Genomic DNA, 21,550 nt, shown 5'->3' with positions numbered 1-21,550 from the left:
AGTTTGTTTGGTGGTTTGTTATTGCAATTTAAAAAAGTACGATTGTTAAAATTCAGGTAGTACTACGTGATTTTTGAATGAAAAACCGCAAAATGTTATACTTTGAAATACTAATCGTTTTTAATATGGGATTGTTTAAAATAAACAGCGTACTAAAAAAATATAAATAAAACTTGTATTTATGTGTTTTTTATGTACTTTTACGCTAATTACAATTCACGTGATTACTACCAATATTATTACAATTACAGTTGATAGCATTATCGCAGCCAGCGCTGGTGCAGGAAGGGTATCGTAGTAATATACAAGATGAATCATACAAAGCCGTTCCAAATTTTTGGGACGGCTTTTTTTATTTCTTAAAACGCAAACAAAATGAAACAACAAGTTGTACGTACTATTTCAATTATTATTCCCTTGCTTACGTGAGTAGGAAACGATATCGTATTATATGATTAAGTCCCTTCTCACACCGAGAAGGGCTTTTTTTTTTGAGTTAAATTTTAAAAGTAGCCATATGTATTATCACAACGATACCATGATCTATTTTGACGGAAATTTTGTAAAAGCCACAGAAGCTAAAACCGATCTTTACGGACAATCGCTTCATTACGGATATGCTGTTTTCGAAGGAATTAAATCGTATAAAACCCCAAACGGAACACAAATTTTTAAAGCCAAAGAGCATTATGATCGCCTGCGTTTTTCGGCCGAAACGATGCACATACCATTTTTCCATACCACTTCGGAACTAATCGAATTAACGCATGAGGTGTTAAAACGCAATAACCTTAGCGATGCCTATATACGTCCCTTGGTAATGAGTTCGCCAAATATGGGACTTTCAAAAGCAAAAGAAAGTCAGCTGGTTATTGAAGCTTGGGAGTGGAATAATGGTTATCTGGCCGATAAATTGCGAGTAATGACCTCATCGTATCGCAGACCTAATCCGGAGGCTTTTCATGTCGAAGCCAAAGTAAGTGGTCATTATGTCAATTCGATACTTGCCTGTCAGGAAGCCCGGGATAAAGGATATGACGAAGCCTTGTTGCTGGATACCAATGGAAATGTTGCGGAAAGTTCTGGGGCGAACGTATTTTTCGAAAAAAACGGAATGCTATTCACACCGCCCAAAGGCAATATTCTTCCGGGAATAACCCGTGCCACGGTTATCGAAATCAGTAAAAAACTAGGAATTCCGATAGTGGAAAAATTTTTTAAACCGGAAGAAATGAAAGGTGCCGATGCTGCATTTTTTTGCGGTACGGCCGCCGAAATAGTAATGTTGGCTTCTTTGGATGATGTTCCGTTTTCCAAAAAATGGGAAGATACATATGCGAATCAGATACAAAAAGGATACAGTAGTTTGGTTTTAGGAAAAAGTCTGGATGTAATTGGAAACGAATTAAAACAAAATGAAACAAAATAAATATTCAGCGCTATTAACGCAGGGTGATGGTTATCCGGCAGCTAAAGCCATGTTATACGGAATTGGTTTTACGGATGATGATATGGACAAGGCACAGGTAGGGATTGTCAGTATGGGATATGACGGAAATCCATGTAACAAGCACCTAAATGATCTGGCACAACTTGTAAAAAAAGGAACCTGGGAAGAAGGATTGGCTGGATTGATTTTTAATACAATTGGTGTGAGTGACGGTATAAGTAACGGTACCGATGGTATGCGTTATTCACTGGTAAGTCGGGAAGTGATTGCCGACAGTATCGAAGCGGTATGTGGTGCTCAATATTACGATGGTCTGATCGCATTACCGGGTTGTGATAAAAATATGCCAGGCAGCATTATCGCTATGGGACGACTCAACCGGCCGGCTTTAATGGTCTATGGCGGAACAATAGCACCGGGCTGCTATAAAGGAGAAACACTAAATATTGTCTCCGCATTTGAAGCGTTGGGACAAAAAATCGCCGGACAAATAAGTGAATCGGATTATAACGGGATTATCAAAAATGCCTGTCCCGGTCCCGGAGCCTGCGGCGGAATGTATACGGCCAATACGATGGCTTCGGCAATAGAAGCGCTGGGAATGAGTTTGCCGTACTCGGCTTCCAATCCGGCGATGAGTTTCGAAAAACGACAGGAATGCCTGAAAGCCGGGCGTTATTTAAAAATGCTGTTGGAAAAAGACATCAAACCAACGGATATTATGACCCGAAAGGCATTTGAAAACGCAATGCGCCTTACGATTGTTCTCGGCGGAAGCACTAATGCTGTATTACATCTGATCGCTATGGCCAAAAGTGTAGGAATACGATTGTCACAGGATGATTTTCAGAAAATGAGTGATACGACACCGGTTCTAGCCGATTTAAAACCCAGCGGAACCTATCTCATGCAAGATGTACACGAACAGGGTGGAATACCGGCTGTAATGAAATATTTGTTGCAACAAGGATTGCTTCACGGCGATTGTCTTACGGTAACAGGAAAAACGGTGGCGGAAAATCTCGAATCGGTCAAAATGCTCGATTTTACCCGACAATCAATTATAAAACCGTTGACGGATCCAATAAAGACTACCGGGCACTTACGAATTTTATATGGTAATCTGGCTAAAAATGGAAGTGTCGCCAAAATCAGCGGAAAAGAAGGTACTTTTTTTTGCGGTCCGGCGCGGGTTTTTGATGGCGAAAAAGAACTGATCGCCGGTATTGAAAACGGAAAAATACAACACGGCGATGTGATTGTGATTCGCAACGAAGGACCAAAAGGTGCACCGGGTATGCCGGAAATGTTAAAACCGACCAGCGCATTGATTGGAGCCGGTTTCGGAAAAAGTGTTGCCTTACTAACCGATGGGCGGTTTAGTGGTGGAACCCATGGTTTTGTCGTAGGACATATTACACCGGAAGCTTATGAAGGCGGAGTGATCGCTTTTGTCCAGGATGGTGATCGTATTGCGATTGATGCGGTTAAAAACACACTGGAACTACAAGTTGCCGATAAAGAAATCGAAATCCGAAAACAACAATGGAAACAACCGGAATTAAAAGTCACAAAAGGATTGTTGTATAAATACGCACTAACCGTTTCATCGGCCTCAGAAGGCTGTGTAACGGATGCATAAAATAGAATTATATGGACCAAAAACTGCAAGGGAACTCGGATGAAACGACCTTATCAAAAAACCTGACGGGTAGTCAGGTTGTACTCGAAATATTTCGTTATGAAGGTGTTATAACTATTTTTGGTTATCCGGGTGGAGCCATTATACCAATATATGACGCTTTATACGATTATCAAGAAAAGTTGGAACACATACTGGTACGTCATGAACAAGGTGCTATTCATGCGGCTCAGGGATATGCACGGGTATCCGGAAAAGTGGGTGTCGTATTGGCAACCAGCGGACCGGGTGCGACCAATTTGGTTACCGGACTTGCAGATGCCTTACTGGACAGTACGCCTATAGTTTGTATTACGGGTCAGGTGTATGCGCATCTTTTAGGAACCGATGCTTTTCAGGAAATCGATGTGATCGGCATTACAACACCGGTAACAAAATGGAATTATCAGGTAACCGACGCCGAGGAACTTCCAACAGTATTGGCCAAGGCATTTTATGTAGCCCGATCCGGAAGACCGGGACCTGTTGTAATTGATGTTACCAAGAATGCTCAGTTACAAAAAATAGCTTTTTATCAGTATAAACCCTGCGATTTTCTACGAAGTTATAAACCAATACCCGTTCCGGATATGGAACTCGTAGTACAAGCTGCTATGTTGATCAATGCTGCTAAGCGTCCTTTTGTAATCATTGGACAAGGAGTTTTATTGGGAAAAGCAGAAACCGAATTGCTACGGTTTATCGAGAAAACCGGTATTCCGGTGGCGTGGACGATCATGGGAATGAGTGCCATTCCAACCGATCATCCGTTGGCTGTAGGGATGGTTGGAATGCATGGAAATTATGGTCCGAATTTGTTAACAAATGAATGCGATGTATTGATTGCTATCGGGATGCGTTTTGACGACCGGGTAACAGGTCGTCTGGATCAGTATGCGACGCAGGCAAAGGTCGTCCATTTGGATATTGACCGCTCCGAAATCGATAAAAATGTAAAAGCCGATATTCCCGTATGTGGCGACTGTAAAGATACCTTGCCTTTGCTAACCGGACTGGTTATGACTAAGGTACATCACGAATGGCATAAACGTTTTAAAGATTGTGCCGTAATAGAAAATAAAGAGGTGATCCGGAATCAAATTTACCCATCCGGAAATGAACTGACAATGGCAGAGGTTATCCACAATCTTAATGAATTGACAAAGGGTGAAGCAATTATTGTTACCGATGTCGGACAGCATCAAATGATAACCTGTCGTTATGCCAGTTACAAGCATTCCAGAAGTAATATTACCAGTGGCGGACTCGGAACAATGGGATTTGCTATTCCTGCTGCCATAGGTGCTTCATACGGCGATGCGACACGTCAGGTAATCGCAATCATGGGCGATGGCGGTATTCAGATGAACATACAGGAATTGGGGACAATAATGCAGTTTAAACCCAATGTAAAGTTAGTAATACTGAATAATAGCTTTTTGGGAATGGTACGGCAATGGCAGGAGTTTTTTCATGAAAGACGCTATTCTTTTGTTGCTATCGAAAGTCCCGATTTTGTTCAGGTGGCCCAGGGATATGGCATTCCCGGAAAACGGGTGGAACAACGGGAAGAGCTACAAAGTGCATTACAACAAATGCTACATCATAAAGGGAGTTATTTGCTGGAAATAGTGGTAGGAAAAGAAGACAACATCTTTCCGATGGTACCACAGGGAAAAAGCGTATCGGATGTTGTGTTGCATAAGAATGAAATTTAAAATACTATGAAAATGGATAGAAAAGAAGAATTTACAATCACAATTTATACCGAAAATGATATCGGGTTGATCAATCGTATTGCGTTGTTATTTTTTAAAATGAAAATCAATATTAGTAGTATCAATGCCGGTCCGACAGAAATTTTCGATGTCCAGCGATTTACGATTGTTGCTACAGATACGGAAGACAATATCCGGAAACTGACGTATTTATTGGAAAAACAGGTCGATGTTTTAAAGGTTTATTTTCATACGAATGAGGAGTTGGTTTGGCAGGAAATAGCCTTGTATAAAGTACCTACAAAAATAATGGCATCACAGAAAAAGGGCATACAAATTTTACGAGAATATAAGATCACAATAATAGCGATACGTAAGGATTATACGATATTCGAAGTCACAGGACATCGGGATGAAATTAATGAACTGATGGAAATCTTAAAACCATTGGGACTGGAAGAATTTTCCAGAAGCTCCCGGATTGCACTATCTAAAAACGGACATGGATTAAATCGGATAATAGGGGAATAGACAAAGAAAAATAATAATCTAAAAATAAACGAATATGGCAACATTGTATTTTGGGGGAGTAGCAGAACAGGTCGTTACACGGGAAGAATTTTCATTGGAATTTGCCCGTGAAGTATTAAAAAATGAGGTTGTTGCAATTATCGGATATGGTGTACAAGGACCTGGACAGGCATTAAATCTGCGGGATAACGGTATTACGGTTATTGTAGGACAACGGAAGAATTCGAAATCATGGGATAAAGCGGTAAACGACGGGTTTGTTCCCGGAAAAAACCTGTTTGAAATCGAAGCCGCACTGATTCGGGGAACGATTATCTGTTATCTGTTAAGTGATGCCGCTCAAATAGAATACTGGCCCAAAGTAAAAGAACACCTCACACCGGGAAAAGCCCTGTATTTTTCACACGGTTTTGGGATCACTTTTAATACCCGTACCGGAATTGTACCGCCACCGGATGTGGATGTTTTTCTGGTTGCACCAAAAGGCTCGGGAACGTCATTGCGTCGAATGTTTCTGCAAAACAGAGGACTAAATAGCAGTTATGCGGTATATCAGGATGCAACCGGAAAAGGATGGGAGCGAGTTGTCGCTTTAGGAATTGCTATTGGAAGCGGTTATCTGTTTGAAACCGATTTTAAAAAAGAAGTCTATAGCGATCTGGTAGGAGAACGCGGAACCTTGATGGGGGCGATTCAAGGACTTTTTGCGGCGCAATATGAAGTATTGCGTAAAAACGGGCATAGTCCATCCGAAGCGTTTAACGAAACCGTCGAAGAACTCACGCAGTCTTTAATGCCGTTGGTTTCCGAAAACGGAATGGATTGGATGTATGCCAATTGCAGTACGACGGCTCAAAGAGGAGCATTGGATTGGTGGAAACGTTTCCGCGATGCGAACCTATCACTTTTTGAGGCCTTATACGAAAGTGTGGCTACCGGACAAGAGGCTAAGCATGTTATTGACAGTAATAGTAAATCCGATTATAGAGCCCGACTCGAAATGGAATTATCAGAGTTACGCGAAAGTGAAATGTGGCAGGCAGGAAAAACGGTTCGTAGTCTGAGACCGGAAAACAATTAGTAATGAAAAACAGTATCTATTTTCCAAAACTTGAGACTGTTCGTATAGCAGCGAACAATTTAAAAAAAGAAATTCTCAAAACACCCTTACAATATCATGTGAATTTATCGGCCGCTTTAAATGCTAGGGTCAGCTTAAAGCGTGAAGACTTGCAACCGGTGCGATCCTATAAAATACGAGGGGCTTATAATAAGATGATTTCGCTTTCTCCGGAAGAATTGTCAAGAGGAGTCGTTTGTGCCAGTGCCGGGAATCATGCCCAAGGGGTAGCCTTGGCTTGTAAGAAGATGAAAACCAGAGGTACCATTTTTATGCCTTTAACCATTCCGGAACAAAAATTGGAACAGGTTAAGATGTTTGGGGAAGATTATATAGACGTGATTTTATTCGGAGATACTTTTGATGAAGCCAAAGAAGCAGCTCTTGTTTTTAGCAAAAAACAGGATGCCGTTTTTATTCATCCGTTCGACGATCCGGCTGTTATCGAAGGACAGGCTACCATTGCCTTGGAAATACTGGAACAGGCTCAGGAACCGATTGACTATATTTTTGTACCCATTGGAGGTGGTGGACTGGCAGCGGGTATAAGCGCCGTATTTAAAATGCTTTCGCCGGAAACCAGAATTATCGGAGTGGAACCGGATGGAGCCGCCAGTATGTTAAAAGCCATTGAAAGCGGAAGACCGGTTCGTTTGGATGTGATTAGCCGTTTTGTAGACGGAGCTGCAGTACAACAGGTTGGAAATTATACTTTTGAAATTTGCCGAAATACCTTGCACGACATCGTAACCGTGGTTGAAGGTAAAGTTTGTGAAGAGATTCTGTTACTATATAACAAAGATGCCATTGTAGTAGAACCAGCGGGCGCTTTGTCGGTTGCAGCACTTAAAAGTTATAATAAAGAGGAGCTAACAGCTAAGAATATCGTATGTATCGTTAGCGGAAGTAATAACGATATCACCCGGATGGAAGAAATAAAAGAAAAAGCATTGTTGTACAAGCAATTAAAACATTATTTTCTGCTGAAATTTCCACAACGACCGGGTGCTTTACGCCATTTTGTGATGGAAGTACTCGGACCGGACGATGACATCACTTATTTTGAATACACGAAGAAAAATTCAAAAGAAAAAGGAATGGCGGTTGTTGGCATTGTCGTCAAACAATATAAAGATTTTGAACCGTTATTGTCTAAAATGAAGCAACACGATTTTTATGTCAATTACTTAAACGATAAACCGCTATTAATGAATTTACTGGTTTAAAATACTCCAAATAAAAATCCTGATTTTTTACGATCAGGATTTTCGGTTTAAAATAGTATATGGAAACAAATTATGGGGCCATTTTAGTAACATCCGGGTAAGAGTAACGATTTGTGTTTTTCCGAATCAAATAATCGAAGGTAAAAATAGCCGGTTCCGGCGATTCCCATCATCAATCCCGGAGTATATTGACCACTATTGACACCCGTTGGCCACGGAAGTCGGTTTGTTTTGTATTTGTAAATGCCGGCTGTTCCTACGGTTTCTGCCAGTTGATTGAGTTCCGAACTGCAATCCAGTAGTATTTCAGCATTTCCGGCAATACCATGACACAACGAATAATTGGTACCGCTAAGGTTATCCATAAGATTGTGATAAATGTTGTCTCTTGTAGTGGTTAGTGCCGTAAACGTCTCCTGTTCAAAAGTACTATCCGGTTTTATCCGATTGGCTTTTAATCGGGATAAAGCTATACCGGGCGCACCATGACACCAGGCCAAACCGCAAACCGTATTGTAGGTCGTTGATACGCCATCCCTAAAATCCGGCCAGTTGTGTTGTGAGGCATCAAACGACTGTCTTTCGTAATTGAAACCACCCGTCGCAGCTTCCAGAAATTGCGGGTTTTCTGTCGCTTTATATAATTGAAGCAGTGCCAGTGCAATACCGGACGATCCGTGTGAAAAACCGGTAAGGTTCTTTTGCGACGGAACGGTACGCCATGACCATACGTCCTTATTTTTTTCTGCGGAATGATAGAGCAAATCACCAAGCGCGATGGCCTTTTCCAGAAGTACAGGATTACTATACGTTTTGGACACATCCAACAGTACCGGAATAGTACCGGCAGCACCGCTAATCACATCTATTTCATAAGTTTCTAACGAAGCTACCGGAATACTTTCCAGTAACCGGATTCCGGCGGTAACAAATTCGTTTCGCTCCAGTTGACTTCCAATTTTGATCAAAGCGGCTGCAATACCGGGTTTCCCGGAATAAAAACCGTGATCGGGTGCCGTATGCATCAAAGCGGTCATCTGCGACAAACAACCTTCAATTGTTTTTAGTAACACAGCATCTTTCTTTTCCGAATACAAAGCGGCTAAAAATAATGCGATACCGGAAGTTCCGGAATAGATATCGGCACCGAATGTCCGTAGAATGCCTTCGTATTTTCCGTTTACGGCTTCCATGGAATACCCCTGCCAGGTACAGGAATCGCCTTGCCAGATACTACTTTTTATAAGTTCAGAGGCAATGTCCCAGGCGGTTTCCAGAAAAATGGTTTTATCGGTTGTGTTCATGCTATTTGTTTTTAATTGAACAGGATTTTGGATCCTTTATTAAGGTAGGTTGCCAAGGGATTAATTCCCTTTTTCTGAAAAGCACTTGCTATCTCGTGAAGGAGGGCCTCAGACGGTAATTTTTTTGATGCAGTTTGAAGTAATGTTTCCGCCACGATAGTCATGCGATTCATACCAAAGCTTTCCTGTGCGCTCGGGTTTTCGGCTATGCCTATGCCTTTACTGTGGCGATAGGAAAAAAGCGGAACATCTTCTTCAAGATAAGGTTCCATAGCGGAAACCAGTTCGGGCAGTATCCGTTCCAGAAGCGGCATAAGACTGTCGTCGATATATAAAACGGCGGCATCACGACGAAAATAATGTTCCGGATGACTCAGACACTTAAAAAGAAACGGAATGTTATACTGATTCAACCGGGTTGTTAGGACGTCAAGTAATACGGGAGCACCTTCACGTGTGCAATTCCAGTAAATACGAACCAGTTTTGTGATCGTATCCATAGGCGCATTGCTAAAGGCATAATAAAAAGTAGGCTGTCGGTAGCGGTCTTCTTTTGGAAAAAGCACCGAAACGGTTTGTTCTCCGGGAGCAAGCTTTTTTATAGCGGATGCATTTACGATTTGTTTTTCATTGTTTCGGACGATTTCGACATAGCCGTTTGTATGGGTATGTTTCACTACCCAACCCTGTTCCAGTTTTTCTTTGGTATGGTTGTTTTGGGAAAGAAGATGAATAAAACCACTGGCATCGTTTTGTAGAAGATCAAAATTTTGTAACGGTTGTAACTGATAGCGTTCTTTTAGCATATAGCATTCCGAATATAGCAAGCCGGTGAGTACGGTAACGGCGTTTTCAGACGTAATCGGAAAAGATTTTCCATTGTAATGGATATGCGTAGCTTCGATTTTGATTTGATCAATAATCCGGGTTAGCTCTTTAAGTATCGTTTTATCCTTAAACATGGTGGAATGATTTTATATTAAAAAGTTCGTCCAGTGCAGTCATTGGATCTTTCATGATGTTATAAGCCAACTGAATACAACGCATATAATTGGCTTCAATCTTACTGTTAAACGTAGTTGCTTCCACGCTGGTTTGAATAATCCTTGCGGCAGTGAGTCGCATAACTTTGTCGTAAAAATAAGGGTGGTATTCGGTTGGATAGGCTTGTAAGGTAATATATTCCTTTAGGAAAGCCTGTGCCGAAGGTTGTAATGCCCGCATATCAAACGGTTTCATATAATCGGGTAGTGTATTCGAATAAGGATTGGCATTGTCAAAACCCAACACCCATATGGAAATATAGGACTGCAGAAGACCGGCAACATCCCAAAGCGGATCGCCAATATCGGCCAGTTCCCAGTCGATAAGTTTTTGAGTCAGTTGATTAGTATCATTTGTTGTCGCCAGAAAATTAATCCATTTGATATCACCGTGAATCAGATGGGTATACTGCCAGGAATCGGCCAGATCAATAAGGGCATTTTGTAAAACGCTGTTGTCTTTGATCAATTGTATTATTTCGGTACTGGCCTGATTTCCGACAAAAAAATCGGCGGCTCTAAATTGATGCAGACGCAGTACCCAGGGTACCATTTTCGGAAACCCGGAAGTGTCGGTTTTGGCATCGGGTACGACATGACATGCCGATAATATATGGGCTTGCTCGCGGGCAAGAGTAAGGTCGAAGTTTTTAGTGAGCATATAATACTCGGATAGGTTTTTGGCATCGGGTAGTAGCCTTGTAATCAGAATATTGTTTTCATCATCATAGTCGAGCATATCCGGGACAAGATGCGCCAGCGTCGAAAATTCGGCATTGTTTTTAAATAGGGCATAGGCGTTTATTTCCCGTTGAAACTGGCTTACAGAAACCGGGTCTTTTCCCATTTGTTTGGCAAACAAAGAGTTGTCTTTTCCAACCATTATTTTTAAAATCGTATTTCGGGTATTGGCGGGAATTACCATAAAGTTTCCTTTTACAACGGCATCATTATCAATAAGCTGTCGTTTGTGTAAAAAGCGGTATATATTTTCGGGTGTTAGTTGCATAAGTGGGGACATTTTAGTAAAAGGGTATAATACCGCGGAGCAAAGCCCCGCGGTAAGAAAACAAAGGAGTATTAACAAACAAACGGAATTCCGGTACAGCTCATTGTTGGAACACAAGGCAATGACGGAACACAACCTGCTGTATTTACACAGGAACTAACCGGTAAAGTTGGTAAAGCACTTGCATTTACGTCGCCTGACTGACAACCCGGGATTAGTGTTGTAGGATGCAAACAGCCCGGTATTAAGGTTGTTACATGCTGGCAACCCGGTAGTAAAGTAGTTGGGAAACCACCTTGCTGCAGACCGTTACAAATAAACGGGATACCGGTTACACACGAAGTGATGGTAGGTACACACTGTCTGGTTGGGATACAAGACGCTACGGGAATCGTAGGAACGTTGGCGGTACCCTGAACACCACCTGACTGACAGCCTGGAAGTAAGGTTGTAACGTGTTGACAATTTGGAAGCAATGTTGTTGGAAAGCTTCCCTGTATAGCACTGTTACAAATAAACGGGATACCCGTTACACACGAAGTGATCGTCGGAACACATTGTCTTGTAGGAATACAGGATGCAACCGGAAGGGTTGGCGTTGCGGCATCCGCTACGTTTGATTTGGACAACATTACCTGCGAATCGTCCGACTGACAACCTGGTAATAATGTTGTAGGATGCTGACATCCCGGTAATAGCGTAGTAATGTGTTGGCATCCCGGAAGTAATGTCGTAGGATAACCTTGTGCTGCACTATTGCAAATAAACGGGATTCCGGTTACACAGGAAGTGATGGTTGGCACACACTGTCTTGTCGGAATAGGAATACAGGAAACTACCGGAAGGGTTGGGATCGATGCTTCTGCACCACCACCACATACCAATGGCGGTATTGTTGGCATACAAGGTCTGGTTGGTCCGCATATAGGAGGAATTGTAAAGATATTCCCCTGATTCAGGTAGTTATTGTAAATATCCCCTTTTAATAAAGACGAACCACTTGCTTCATCGAAACCATTTCCGGAGTGGAACGCCAGAATGCTTGCAAATTGACTGTCATCGATATCATTTTGGATACCTGTAAGTACTAGAGGCACTTCAAAATGATGGCTAAACATAAAACATTTCCATCCCATAATCGGAACTTCCACACATGGGTTTGCGCCTAAATCAAAACTAAAAACACCACCGGCTTCGTTAAAATTGGTGATGCTTATCGTTAGTTTAAAGCGGCTTAAAGGCTGCCAGGTGTAGCTAACATTCGAATTAAAATTAAACGTTTTGCTAACATTTCCAAAAGGCGTATTAAACCCAACGGAAATGGTAACCATTCCTTTAACGGCGCTTGCGCTCACACAGACGCTACAGCCTAAAAAGGAAGGAGAACACCACTGAATGGCGTTTATGCTGTCGTATCCTTCATATACGGCACCATTTTCTACGATTGCTATTTTTGACATGATTTGTTGGTTATATAGTTGCCTACTCTTTTTTAGGGTTTTTCGGCATACATCCCTGTACTTTATTTCGGTTGACTTAGTAGAAGATGTTTCCTGTGATCTGGCATAAACGGGTTAATTATATGCAGCGTAAACAGGAAGGGCATCGTTTCTCCCTAAGTCGGAACACAAAATCTGCTAGCTTTCTTTTGTTTTCGATACTAAAATTACAGTTGCAGGATAGCGTTTTTGAAAGAAATGATATGGGGACGGGAATTATTGACATGAAGGCCGGAAATCGCTGTATGGAAAATCGAGCCATAAAAAAACGCCTCCGGTTTGGGAAGCGTTATCGATATAGAGCTGTAGCGTTTATTTCAGGATATTGAATTTTCTAAGGAAATCCTTGTGCTTATCACTAAGGGTTACTTTGTGGTTGCCTTGCAGGATCAGCAGGTTTTCGGGAAGTACGATTTCTTCGATCTTACTCGTATTTACGATATAATTCCGATGCGTACGTACAAATTTGCTGCTTTCCAACAGTTCGCTTAGCTTGGTGAGCGAAATCATAATCACAAACTTTTCGTGTTCGGTAATGATATTGCAGTAGCGTTCTTCGACTTCAATATAGATAATAGTGTCAATGCGCACTTTTTTGAGCGTGTTTTTCTTTTTTATAAAAAGTGAATCATTACTAACCACCGTATCCTGATCATCACTAAGAAAAACATTGGTTTGCCCGTAAAATTTTTCGATGGCAATTTCCAGCGCATATAAGATTTCCAGTTCGTTAAAAGGCTTTAGCAAAAAACTAAAAGGCTTGGTCAGTTTGGCGCGATCAAAGATTTGACGGTCGTTCGAACTCGTTAGAAACACAAAAGGTCGGGCGGCATCAGGCGCAATATTTATCGTTTCGGCAAAAGCGATACCGTCGGGATTTCCGTTTAGGAAAACATCAATGATCACAATATCGACCGTTTGCTGATAAAACAAGGCCAAAGCCTCACTAAAAGTTCGGGCCACACCGGCAATGGTATAGTTGTTTTCGGTAAGCACTTGTACCAACGCATCACTTTCAGCCGGAGTATCTTCTATAATAAGTACGCTTACATTATTCATTTGGATTCACTTTTTGTAATTGTATACGGATTGTAGTTCCTTTATTTTCGGTGCTTTCAATTAGCATTTTTCCATCGTTTTTACGGATCATATCGCTACAAAGTTGCATTCCCAATCCGGTACCGGTTTTTTCATGAGTTCCTTTTTTAGAAGCACTAAAGGTTTCATTATTCAAATGATTCAATAGTTCCGAAGGTATTCCCGCGCCGGAATCTTCCATACAAAGAATACAATGATCATCAGTAATTTCAGCCGTAATAAAGATACGACCCTTTTCCGGAGTAAACTTTATCGCATTATCCAAAAGATTTCGCAATACGATTTTTAACGAACTCTGATCGGCCAATACAAAAGCACTTTTTGGAACCTGATTTTCAAAATGAATGTCTTTATCGGTCAGCAGTGGTTTATAATTAAAAGCAACCTGTTGTACGATCGAAAGTAGGTGTACCGATTCCTTGTGGAAATAAAACTGTTTGGTTTGCAACATGGCCCAGTGAAGCAGATTGTCTAATAAATTATAGGAACCGTTGGCGATGGCACTGTTGTGGTGTAACAGTTTATCCAGTTCGTGATACTCTTTATTCTCGAGGCTTTTTAACAATTTGTCATTGCTGTTTTTTAAGGCATTTACCGACGAACGCAAATCATGACTAACAATCGAAAATAGTTGGTCTTTCGACGCATTTAGTGCATCCAGCTCATTCTTTTGCGACAAGATGATTTTATTGGTTTTACTCTTCTGACGGTAAAAATAAATGCCCGTTCCAAACAGGATCAGTAAAAGCACCGACGAATAAAAAAAGCCATTCCTTTCGGCAATTTTAAGCTTGTTTTCGGCTTCAAGTACGTCGATTTCTTTTTCTTTCTGACGGACGGTAAACCGCTTTTCCAAATCGGCTATCGCCCATATTTTATTTTGATCATTAAGCGAATCCCGCCAGTTTTCATATTCTTTCCGATAGGTTAGTGCCGTATTAAAATGCTTATCGTTTTCGGCCACCACGGCCATATTGAGCGCCGCATTCATTTTGAGCTGCGGATCTTTTATCTTTTTGGATAGCGCATAGGCTTTTTCAAAATAGGGAATCGCCAGATTGTCCTTATATTGTTCGTAATAGAGGTTGGCAATGTTCATATACGCAACGATAAGCGATACGGTGTCTTTCTCTTTTTGCAATAAAGAAAATCCTTCGGAAAGGTAGGTGTCGGCATCTTTAAAATTGTTGAGGTGCAAATAGGAGAGTCCGATGTTATGGTATACGACACCCTTTTTAAAATCGTAACCGTCGGCCGGAGGCAGTTTGTCAATTTCGGTAAAATAAGTAATCGCTTTTTTATAATTGCCTTCTTCAAGGGCGATTTCACCCAGATATAGACTGACTTTATAATAGAATTGGAACGCTTTGGAAATGGTTTCAAATTCCTTTCGCGCCTCATGATTCAGCACTTTATTTTTAAAACTGAATCCCCTGAAATAATGACAATAATCAGCAACTTCCGCATTGTTTGGCAAAGCCAGTTGTTTCATGGAATACACCAAAGTGGAATCCCAGTTTTTTTCAAGGAAAAACTGATGCGCTTTATAAAAATAACGCTGGTCCTGATACTGCTTTGCTTTCTCTAGTAGTACAGCATTCAGGGAAGGCTGTTTTTGCGAAAAAAGAAAGAAGGGCACTAAAAGGAACAGGAAAAAAAATACGGATTTGTTGTTGGAAATCATAGGGTGTCTTTACGAAACACGGATTGATTTTCGGTTTGCTATTTAACTTTGTAATACCTGTGTCATGGTTCCTCTGGAAGTTCTCGGATTGGCGTCATCCGGGATAAGATCTTCGATACGGGTTGTGATGATTTCTATTTTATCACTTTCGGAAAGCGGATGCAGGTAATTAACATACCAGGGGTAATATTCCGGAGCCACGAGTTCGTTACTATTCGATTTTACAATCAGTTTTAATTCGTTTTTCGGAGGATTATCCAGATCCTGATAAAGCGTAATCGGCTCTTGTCCTAACAAGGTTTGCGGAATTAAAACGACGATCTTGATGTTGATCACTCTTCCGTTGACGTTATCCTGAATTTCAGCGGATACCATAGGTTCCAGGTGATCGGCAGTCCTAACAATACCGGAAAGTCCCATACTCTTAGTATTGATCTGCGTGATTTGTAAAGGCTTTAACCGATTGAGGTTTTTAGATGCTTTTGGTGTTGACGTATTCATAATAGTAAGGTTTAGTTTGGTTTGGTCGAAAGTGGTCATTTATACGGCGTATAAAGATAATTGATTTATTTAACAAATTCGTTTTTGGTATTGGGTATTTAAGTAAAGAATTTTGCGGAAGTCACGGCATCCGGTACAAAATTTTTTTGCAGTCTTTTTTCTCGAATTATTTTTGTATTTATGCATTTTCCCATTTAATACTATGAATACGCAACCCTATCCCTTGCCCGAAAACGAACTGGAACGCTTAGCTGCTCTAAAACGCTATAATATCCTGGATACGCTTCCGGATAATGCCTTCGACGATGCTACCAAATTGGTTTCGTATATCTGTGGCGTACCCATCGCTCATATTTCCTTTATCGATGCAAGCCGACAATGGTTTAAATCGGAAATTGGAATTGGCGTATCGGAAGTACCAAGGGAAATTTCGTTTTGTCAGTATACCATTATGGAAACAAAAATGGTGGAAATCAACGACACTTTTTTAAACGACCGTTTTAAGGACGATCCGAATGTGACCGGTGGTTTTAAGGTTCGGTTTTATGCCGGAATTCCACTAACCACACCCGATGGTTATAATATCGGAACGATCTGTGCGATCGATCACGAGACCAAAGAGCTTAACGAAAACCAGCGAAATGCCTTGTCAATCGTAGCGAAACACGTGATCAACCTACTCGAATTGCGAACCAAAAACATCGAACTTGCGGCTCAGAAAAAAATTGCCGATAGAGCGGTTTTGGCAAAAGACAGTTTCCTGGCCAATATGAGTCATGAAATCCGAACTCCGCTAAATGCCATAATCGGTTTTACCGATCTTTTAGCGCAGACAAAATTGGATAAAGTGCAGCACGATTATATCGATAGCGTACAAATAGCCGGTGAAAATTTGTTATTGATCATTAATGATATTCTGGATCTTTCGAAAATCGAATCCGGTAATTTAACCATTGAATCCGAGCCGTTTAATTTAAAAAAGACACTAAAGCATGTCTATAATTTGTTAAAGGTTAAAGTTCCAAACGACATTGAGTTCAATCTGTTTTTAGATGCCGATATGCCGGAACACGTAATAGGTGATCAGGGCCGACTAAACCAGATTTTGGTGAACCTTGTCGGAAATGCACTTAAGTTTACCGAAGATGGCGACGTAACCGTTTCGGTAAAGATGCTGGAAGAAACGGAAGACAATTATACACTTAAATTTTCGGTAAAAGATACTGGAATTGGTATTCCGGAAGAAAAACTAAAAACGATTTTCGAACGTTTTACACAGGCGGAAGAAAGTACCACACGACGATTTGGCGGTACGGGATTGGGCCTTAGCATTGTAAAACAATTGATCGAACTGCAACATGGCGAATTACAGGTAAAGAGTAAAGTTGGACGAGGTTCCGAGTTTTTCTTTGTACTGAACTATAAAAAATCGGATTATATCGAAACCAAAACGGAAACAGCTGCCGGAGAAAGTCTAGGGAAACTTAAGATATTGCTTTGCGAAGACAATATTTTAAACCAAAAACTGGCAAAAAGCGTGATTCATAATTTTGGTTTTGAATTGGATATAGCCGAAAATGGTGAAATAGGAATCGAACTACTGTCGAAAAACGAGTACGATTTAGTACTGATGGATCTTCAAATGCCGGTTAAAGACGGCTATCAGACCACCGAGTATATCCGAAATGAAATGCAGGCCACGATTCCGATTATAGCCATGACGGCACATTCGCTTATTGGCGAACAGGAACGTTGTTATGAGGCGGGTATGAATGGCTATGTGCCCAAACCGTTTAAACAGGCGATGCTTTTGGATGCGATTAAAGCGGCTTTAAATCCGGATAACAAACTGGCGCGTAGACGAAAAGTCGATTTGTCGTTTATTGACGAAACGGCCTGTGGCGATCAGAATTTCAAAAAGGAAATCATCAATCTTTTTATTGAAAAAATCCCGGCCGACGTAGCGCAACTTCAGGAAGCTTTTTCCAGAGACGACTATGACGCAGTAAAACGACTAACGCACAATATGAAATCCAGCCTGGATATGTTTATGCTGGCCGATCTTAGCAATTGCTTATCCGTTATCGAAGCAGAAGCCTTACTGGAACGTTTTACAGCAATGGGAGTAGATGAAATCAATACCCTGCAAAGCGGAATAGTTGACGTAGTTAAATATTTAAGAGAAGTACAATAAAAGAACAATAAGAGACAGTTTTATCTCATTTATATAAAAGTTCGCTCCAAAATAAATATGAAATCGATGAGAATAGTTTTAGCGGAAGACAATGATATCCTACGCAAATCATTATCTTTTTTCTTAGAATCGAAAGGGTATGAGGTTGATCAGTTTTCAGATGGTAAAGACGCACTGGAAGCTATTGAAGCCAATAATTACGATTTGGTATTGACCGATATCAATATGCCGGGTATTAGCGGAATGGAAATTACACAATATATCCGCCAACGGATTCAATCGGATATTCCGGTAATTATACTCACTTCTTCCGGCGTGGAACAAACCGAACTGGATTCTTTCGACATAGGTGCCAACGAATTTATCGCCAAACCGGTTAGCCCGGCGGTGCTTTTAGTGCGTATAAATAAGTTATTGGGTATTCGTATTTAATACAATTTATAATATACGCTGCTAGAATGAAACACCTTTGGGAACTTTATACACATGGTACATGGAACGAACCTTTTTTAATCGTGTCCATTTGCCTGTTTGTGGCGGCTTCCGTTTTCTTATATCTGTTGATCATTGGCAGTCGGAACAACCATATAAAAAATGAAAGACTTCGCGCGGAGTACGGTATACTAATCGATAAGCTACTGTTTGCGGTGGTTTTTGAAGACCTTCCGTTTTCGGATATCATTCAGAATGAAAATTATAAAATGCTAAAGGATAACCGTTTTTTCAGAGAATTTACTACAGAATCGGTTATCAATCTTCATAAAAATTACGATGGTGTTTATGCGCGAAAGCTGGAACAGTTTTATAAGGATTCCGGATTAAAAAACGACTCCTTAAAAAAGCTTAAAAGTCTGAAATGGGATGTTCGTTGCAAAGGGATTACCGAACTGGCTGAAATGAACGTTCACGAAGTTTTCGATACCATACTGATCAGTTCCAAAGCGCGGAACAAAACGCTGCAAATTACAGCCATCAACGCCTGTATCAAACTGGAAGGCACCAAAGGGATCATACACCTTACCGAACATCCGTATCCGATCGACGACTGGACACAGGTCAATATTATAGCGGCGTTTAAAAAACACGATATAGGGGATACGCAGGGCATTGAAGAGCTGTTGGAATCCAAAAATACCACTGTAGTGGCGTTGGGATTAAAATTGATCAAAGAGCTAAAACTGACGCAAAAAGTGCCATTTGTCGAACAATTGGCAGTACAGGCACCAAACACTTTTCTAAAATATGAAGCGCAAAGCGTATTGCAGCAATTAACCGATTAACCCTAGGCAGATGACTTTTTTAAGTGATGAATTACTATTCTTTATCGATCTTTATTTAAACCTTATTCTGGGTTATGCAATATTGATCATGTCTTCATACCTGATATTGGCGTATTTGTCCGCAAAAGAATTGCGAAGCTACCTTAAAAAGAACAGTTTTGTCGACTACGACGTATTGCTCACCAGTGAATTTGCACCCAAACTTTCGCTGATTGCACCGGCTTATAACGAGGGATTTACGATTGAAGAAAATGTGAAATCCTTATTATCGTTAAATTACAATAACTATCAGGTAATTGTCGTAAACGACGGGAGTAAGGACAACTCGATGGAAATTCTGATCAAAACCTATGATCTGGAGCTGACGGAATTGGAAGTCCATTCCAAAATCGAAACGCAAAAAATCCGAGGTTTATACCGCTCCCGAAATGCAGCCTTTAAAAAACTAATTGTAGTCGATAAAGAAAACGGTGGTAAAGCCGATGCGCTAAATGCCGGACTAAACATCGCTGAATATCCTTATGTGGTTTGTATCGACGTTGATTGTATTCTGGATAAAGACGCCTTGCTTAAGCTGGCAAAACCCTTTTTGGAATCCTATGGCAAGCGAATTATTGCGACCGGAGGTGTAGTTCGGATTGCCAACCAATGTGTGATTAAAAACGGCCGTATGGTCGAAGTCAACGTTCCGGACCGATTGTTATCCCGAATTCAGGTTTTGGAATATTTGCGCGCCTTCCTTTTGGGACGAATGGCATGGGGAAGACTCGATGGATTATTATTGATCAGTGGTGCTTTTGGAGCGTTCGATAAAGAAATCGCCTTACTGGCGGGAGGATATAGTACAAAAACCGTAGGCGAAGACATGGAGCTGGTTGTACGCATGCGTCGTCATATGCTCGAAAACAAATTGCCGTATTCGGTCAGTTATATTCCCGATCCGCTATGCTGGACGGAAGCTCCGGAGGATTTTAAGATCTTTAAAAAACAGCGTAGCCGTTGGATGCGTGGAACCATCGAAACGCTTAGTTTCCATAAAAAAATGTGCCTGAACCCGAAATACAAACTATTGGGAATGATCAGTATTCCGTATTGGACGTTATTTGAATTCCTGGCACCCGGAATCGAATTTATCGGAGTGATCACGACACTAGTGTTTTTAGTATTGGGCTTACTCAACTGGCATTTTTTCTTTTTATTGGTGCTGTTTGTCTATACTTTTGCGATTTTCTTTTCGGTTATCGCCTTATACTGCGAAGAGCGTACCTACCATAAATACCCCAAACAAGCCGATTTTTTAAAACTTTTACTGGCAGCTTTTATCGAACCGTTCTATTTCCATCCGCTAACGGTATATGCAGCTTTAGTGGGCTATAAAGACAAAATAAAAGGCACCAGTGGTTGGGGCGAAATGACCCGGAAGGGGTTTACGAAGAAGTAGAAATAGAGGAACTAACTTAGCTTAGCATGTATTGGTAATTCGATTCCAATTTTATAAAAATGAGCATAATCTTTAATTTCAATCATATCAAAATCGTTTTTAAAACTTTGTCTTTCTGAATCTTGATCCGAAAAAATTATTAAGCAATCAATAACTTGATTAGTTTCAATATTGAGATATTTATATATTGATTTCAGTCTGGAATATCCGCTAACTTGTCTAATATCTTCTAATTCTATATTTTGAGAATTATATCTTGGTTTATACTTTGCATCAATAATCATCTTATATTTTCCATCTTTTGATTTTAATATGAAATCTGGTTCAAGACCATTAAATTTTTGATGATATACTACTTCTCCAATTTCAATAAATCTTTCTTTCAGTTTTCCATAAACATACAACTCAAACAATTTACTCATGTCAATCCAAAATGGAGGAGTTTTAATAGTTCGTTCTTGAGTATTTGTTATGTTATAACCAAATCGTTTTAAAATCAATTTGGCTAGTTGAATAGCCTCTTCATATTCTTTATAAAAAGCATTAGTTTTAGTATGCTTAATATCATGAAGATTGACTTCTTCTGAAACAAATTCAAAAGCAGGTGTAATATAATTGAATATTTCAGAGGTGTACTTTTCGGATTGAATATTTTTTATGTTAGGCAAATAATATTGAATTAAAACTAAAGTTTTTTTTAATAGTCTATTTTCTAGACCATTCAAACCAAATTCTTCATAGCTACAAAAAGTATTTATAGGTTTGTTTTTA

17 protein-coding genes and 1 pseudogene are annotated in these 21,550 nt (G+C 40.4%); 10 read left to right on the top strand and 8 right to left on the bottom strand.

The window, feature by feature from the left end; genetic code table 11:
- Window positions 1–517: 517 nt before the first annotated feature.
- The 6 genes from Q1R07_RS02340 to ilvA are packed head-to-tail and all read left to right on the top strand — an operon-like array spanning window position 518 to window position 7,726.
- Window positions 518–1,429, top strand: a complete 912-nt coding sequence (locus Q1R07_RS02340) for a branched-chain amino acid transaminase (protein ID WP_300485625.1) — start codon at window positions 518–520, stop codon at window positions 1,427–1,429.
- Entirely contained in the window at window positions 1,416–3,092 is a 1,677-nt protein-coding gene (gene ilvD / locus Q1R07_RS02335; RefSeq protein ID WP_300485623.1) for a dihydroxy-acid dehydratase, read from the top strand. The genes Q1R07_RS02340 and ilvD overlap by 14 nt, the downstream gene beginning before the upstream one ends.
- A gap of 11 nt (window positions 3,093–3,103) precedes the next feature.
- Window positions 3,104–4,849, top strand: a complete 1,746-nt coding sequence (ilvB, locus tag Q1R07_RS02330; protein ID WP_300485621.1) for a biosynthetic-type acetolactate synthase large subunit — start codon at window positions 3,104–3,106, stop codon at window positions 4,847–4,849.
- Window positions 4,850–4,861: 12 nt separating this feature from the next.
- Entirely contained in the window at window positions 4,862–5,380 is a 519-nt protein-coding gene (gene ilvN, locus Q1R07_RS02325) for an acetolactate synthase small subunit (RefSeq protein WP_300485619.1), read from the top strand.
- Between the two features lie 34 nt (window positions 5,381–5,414).
- Window positions 5,415–6,461, top strand: coding sequence for a ketol-acid reductoisomerase (ilvC, locus tag Q1R07_RS02320; protein WP_300485617.1), 1,047 nt, complete (start codon window positions 5,415–5,417; stop codon window positions 6,459–6,461).
- Window positions 6,462–6,463: 2 nt separating this feature from the next.
- The gene (ilvA, locus tag Q1R07_RS02315; protein ID WP_300485615.1) at window positions 6,464–7,726 is read left to right on the top strand and encodes a threonine ammonia-lyase IlvA; all 1,263 of its coding nucleotides are present in this window, start codon (window positions 6,464–6,466) and stop codon (window positions 7,724–7,726) included.
- Between the two features lie 83 nt (window positions 7,727–7,809).
- Here the strand turns inward: ilvA and Q1R07_RS02310 are convergent, their stop codons facing one another.
- The 7 genes from Q1R07_RS02310 to Q1R07_RS02280 form a co-directional block, all read right to left on the bottom strand.
- Entirely contained in the window at window positions 7,810–9,030 is a 1,221-nt protein-coding gene (locus tag Q1R07_RS02310; protein ID WP_300485613.1) for a lanthionine synthetase LanC family protein, read from the bottom strand.
- 11 nt (window positions 9,031–9,041) lie between these two features.
- Window positions 9,042–9,992 (bottom strand): T3SS effector HopA1 family protein, encoded by a 951-nt coding sequence (locus Q1R07_RS02305; RefSeq protein WP_300485611.1) that lies wholly within the window; start codon window positions 9,990–9,992, stop codon window positions 9,042–9,044.
- Complete coding sequence (locus Q1R07_RS02300; protein ID WP_300485609.1) at window positions 9,985–11,082, bottom strand: phosphotransferase; 1,098 nt, start codon at window positions 11,080–11,082, stop codon at window positions 9,985–9,987. Before Q1R07_RS02300 ends, Q1R07_RS02305 begins: the two co-directional genes overlap by 8 nt.
- Window positions 11,083–11,153: 71 nt before the next feature.
- Window positions 11,154–12,542, bottom strand: coding sequence for a hypothetical protein (locus Q1R07_RS02295; RefSeq protein ID WP_300485607.1), 1,389 nt, complete (start codon window positions 12,540–12,542; stop codon window positions 11,154–11,156).
- A 351-nt stretch (window positions 12,543–12,893) separates the two neighbouring features.
- Window positions 12,894–13,640: a response regulator transcription factor gene (locus Q1R07_RS02290; RefSeq protein WP_300485605.1), complete on the bottom strand. Its 747-nt coding sequence runs from the start codon at window positions 13,638–13,640 to the stop codon at window positions 12,894–12,896.
- Window positions 13,633–15,363, bottom strand: a complete 1,731-nt coding sequence (locus Q1R07_RS02285; RefSeq protein ID WP_300485603.1) for a tetratricopeptide repeat-containing sensor histidine kinase — start codon at window positions 15,361–15,363, stop codon at window positions 13,633–13,635. The genes Q1R07_RS02290 and Q1R07_RS02285 overlap by 8 nt, the downstream gene beginning before the upstream one ends.
- A 42-nt stretch (window positions 15,364–15,405) precedes the next feature.
- Window positions 15,406–15,903 (bottom strand): hypothetical protein, encoded by a 498-nt coding sequence (locus Q1R07_RS02280; RefSeq protein WP_300485601.1) that lies wholly within the window; start codon window positions 15,901–15,903, stop codon window positions 15,406–15,408.
- A 163-nt stretch (window positions 15,904–16,066) separates the two neighbouring features.
- On the opposite strand from Q1R07_RS02280, the gene Q1R07_RS02275 reads away from it, so the two are divergent.
- The 4 genes from Q1R07_RS02275 (at window position 16,067) to Q1R07_RS02260 (ending at window position 20,779) form a co-directional block, all read left to right on the top strand.
- Window positions 16,067–18,058 carry an ATP-binding protein gene (locus tag Q1R07_RS02275; RefSeq protein WP_300485599.1) on the top strand — a complete coding sequence of 664 codons (1,992 nt, stop codon included), beginning with the start codon at window positions 16,067–16,069 and terminating at the stop codon, window positions 18,056–18,058.
- A gap of 66 nt (window positions 18,059–18,124) precedes the next feature.
- On the top strand, window positions 18,125–18,490 hold the full coding sequence (locus Q1R07_RS02270) for a response regulator transcription factor (RefSeq protein ID WP_300485597.1): 366 nt from the start codon (window positions 18,125–18,127) through the stop codon (window positions 18,488–18,490).
- 26 nt (window positions 18,491–18,516) lie between these two features.
- Window positions 18,517–19,338, top strand: a complete 822-nt coding sequence (locus Q1R07_RS02265; protein WP_300485595.1) for a hypothetical protein — start codon at window positions 18,517–18,519, stop codon at window positions 19,336–19,338.
- A 10-nt stretch (window positions 19,339–19,348) separates the two neighbouring features.
- Window positions 19,349–20,779: a glycosyltransferase gene (locus tag Q1R07_RS02260; protein WP_300485593.1), complete on the top strand. Its 1,431-nt coding sequence runs from the start codon at window positions 19,349–19,351 to the stop codon at window positions 20,777–20,779.
- A gap of 11 nt (window positions 20,780–20,790) precedes the next feature.
- Here the strand turns inward: Q1R07_RS02260 and Q1R07_RS02255 are convergent.
- Window positions 20,791–21,550 (bottom strand): annotated as a pseudogene (locus Q1R07_RS02255) (restriction endonuclease); the annotation flags it as partial.

The organism is Flavobacterium sp., assembly GCF_030146175.1.
GTDB lineage: Bacteria > Bacteroidota > Bacteroidia > Flavobacteriales > Flavobacteriaceae > Flavobacterium.
The sequence above is the reverse complement of the archived record's forward strand: the minus strand, read 5'-3'. Positions and strand labels throughout refer to the sequence as shown.

Coding starts and splice junctions, on each gene's coding strand:
- Q1R07_RS02310 (WP_300485613.1), bottom strand. CDS start 9,030: ATGAACACAACCGATAAAACCATTTTTCTGGAAACCGCCTGGGACATT.
- Q1R07_RS02270 (WP_300485597.1), top strand. CDS start 18,125: ATGAGAATAGTTTTAGCGGAAGACAATGATATCCTACGCAAATCATTA.
- Q1R07_RS02295 (WP_300485607.1), bottom strand. CDS start 12,542: ATGTCAAAAATAGCAATCGTAGAAAATGGTGCCGTATATGAAGGATAC.
- Q1R07_RS02300 (WP_300485609.1), bottom strand. CDS start 11,082: ATGCAACTAACACCCGAAAATATATACCGCTTTTTACACAAACGACAG.
- Q1R07_RS02260 (WP_300485593.1), top strand. CDS start 19,349: ATGACTTTTTTAAGTGATGAATTACTATTCTTTATCGATCTTTATTTA.
- ilvB (WP_300485621.1), top strand. CDS start 3,104: ATGGACCAAAAACTGCAAGGGAACTCGGATGAAACGACCTTATCAAAA.
- Q1R07_RS02285 (WP_300485603.1), bottom strand. CDS start 15,363: ATGATTTCCAACAACAAATCCGTATTTTTTTTCCTGTTCCTTTTAGTG.
- ilvN (WP_300485619.1), top strand. CDS start 4,862: ATGGATAGAAAAGAAGAATTTACAATCACAATTTATACCGAAAATGAT.
- Q1R07_RS02280 (WP_300485601.1), bottom strand. CDS start 15,903: ATGACCACTTTCGACCAAACCAAACTAAACCTTACTATTATGAATACG.
- Q1R07_RS02290 (WP_300485605.1), bottom strand. CDS start 13,640: ATGAATAATGTAAGCGTACTTATTATAGAAGATACTCCGGCTGAAAGT.
- Q1R07_RS02265 (WP_300485595.1), top strand. CDS start 18,517: ATGAAACACCTTTGGGAACTTTATACACATGGTACATGGAACGAACCT.
- Q1R07_RS02305 (WP_300485611.1), bottom strand. CDS start 9,992: ATGTTTAAGGATAAAACGATACTTAAAGAGCTAACCCGGATTATTGAT.
- ilvC (WP_300485617.1), top strand. CDS start 5,415: ATGGCAACATTGTATTTTGGGGGAGTAGCAGAACAGGTCGTTACACGG.
- ilvD (WP_300485623.1), top strand. CDS start 1,416: ATGAAACAAAATAAATATTCAGCGCTATTAACGCAGGGTGATGGTTAT.
- Q1R07_RS02275 (WP_300485599.1), top strand. CDS start 16,067: ATGAATACGCAACCCTATCCCTTGCCCGAAAACGAACTGGAACGCTTA.
- Q1R07_RS02340 (WP_300485625.1), top strand. CDS start 518: ATGTATTATCACAACGATACCATGATCTATTTTGACGGAAATTTTGTA.
- ilvA (WP_300485615.1), top strand. CDS start 6,464: ATGAAAAACAGTATCTATTTTCCAAAACTTGAGACTGTTCGTATAGCA.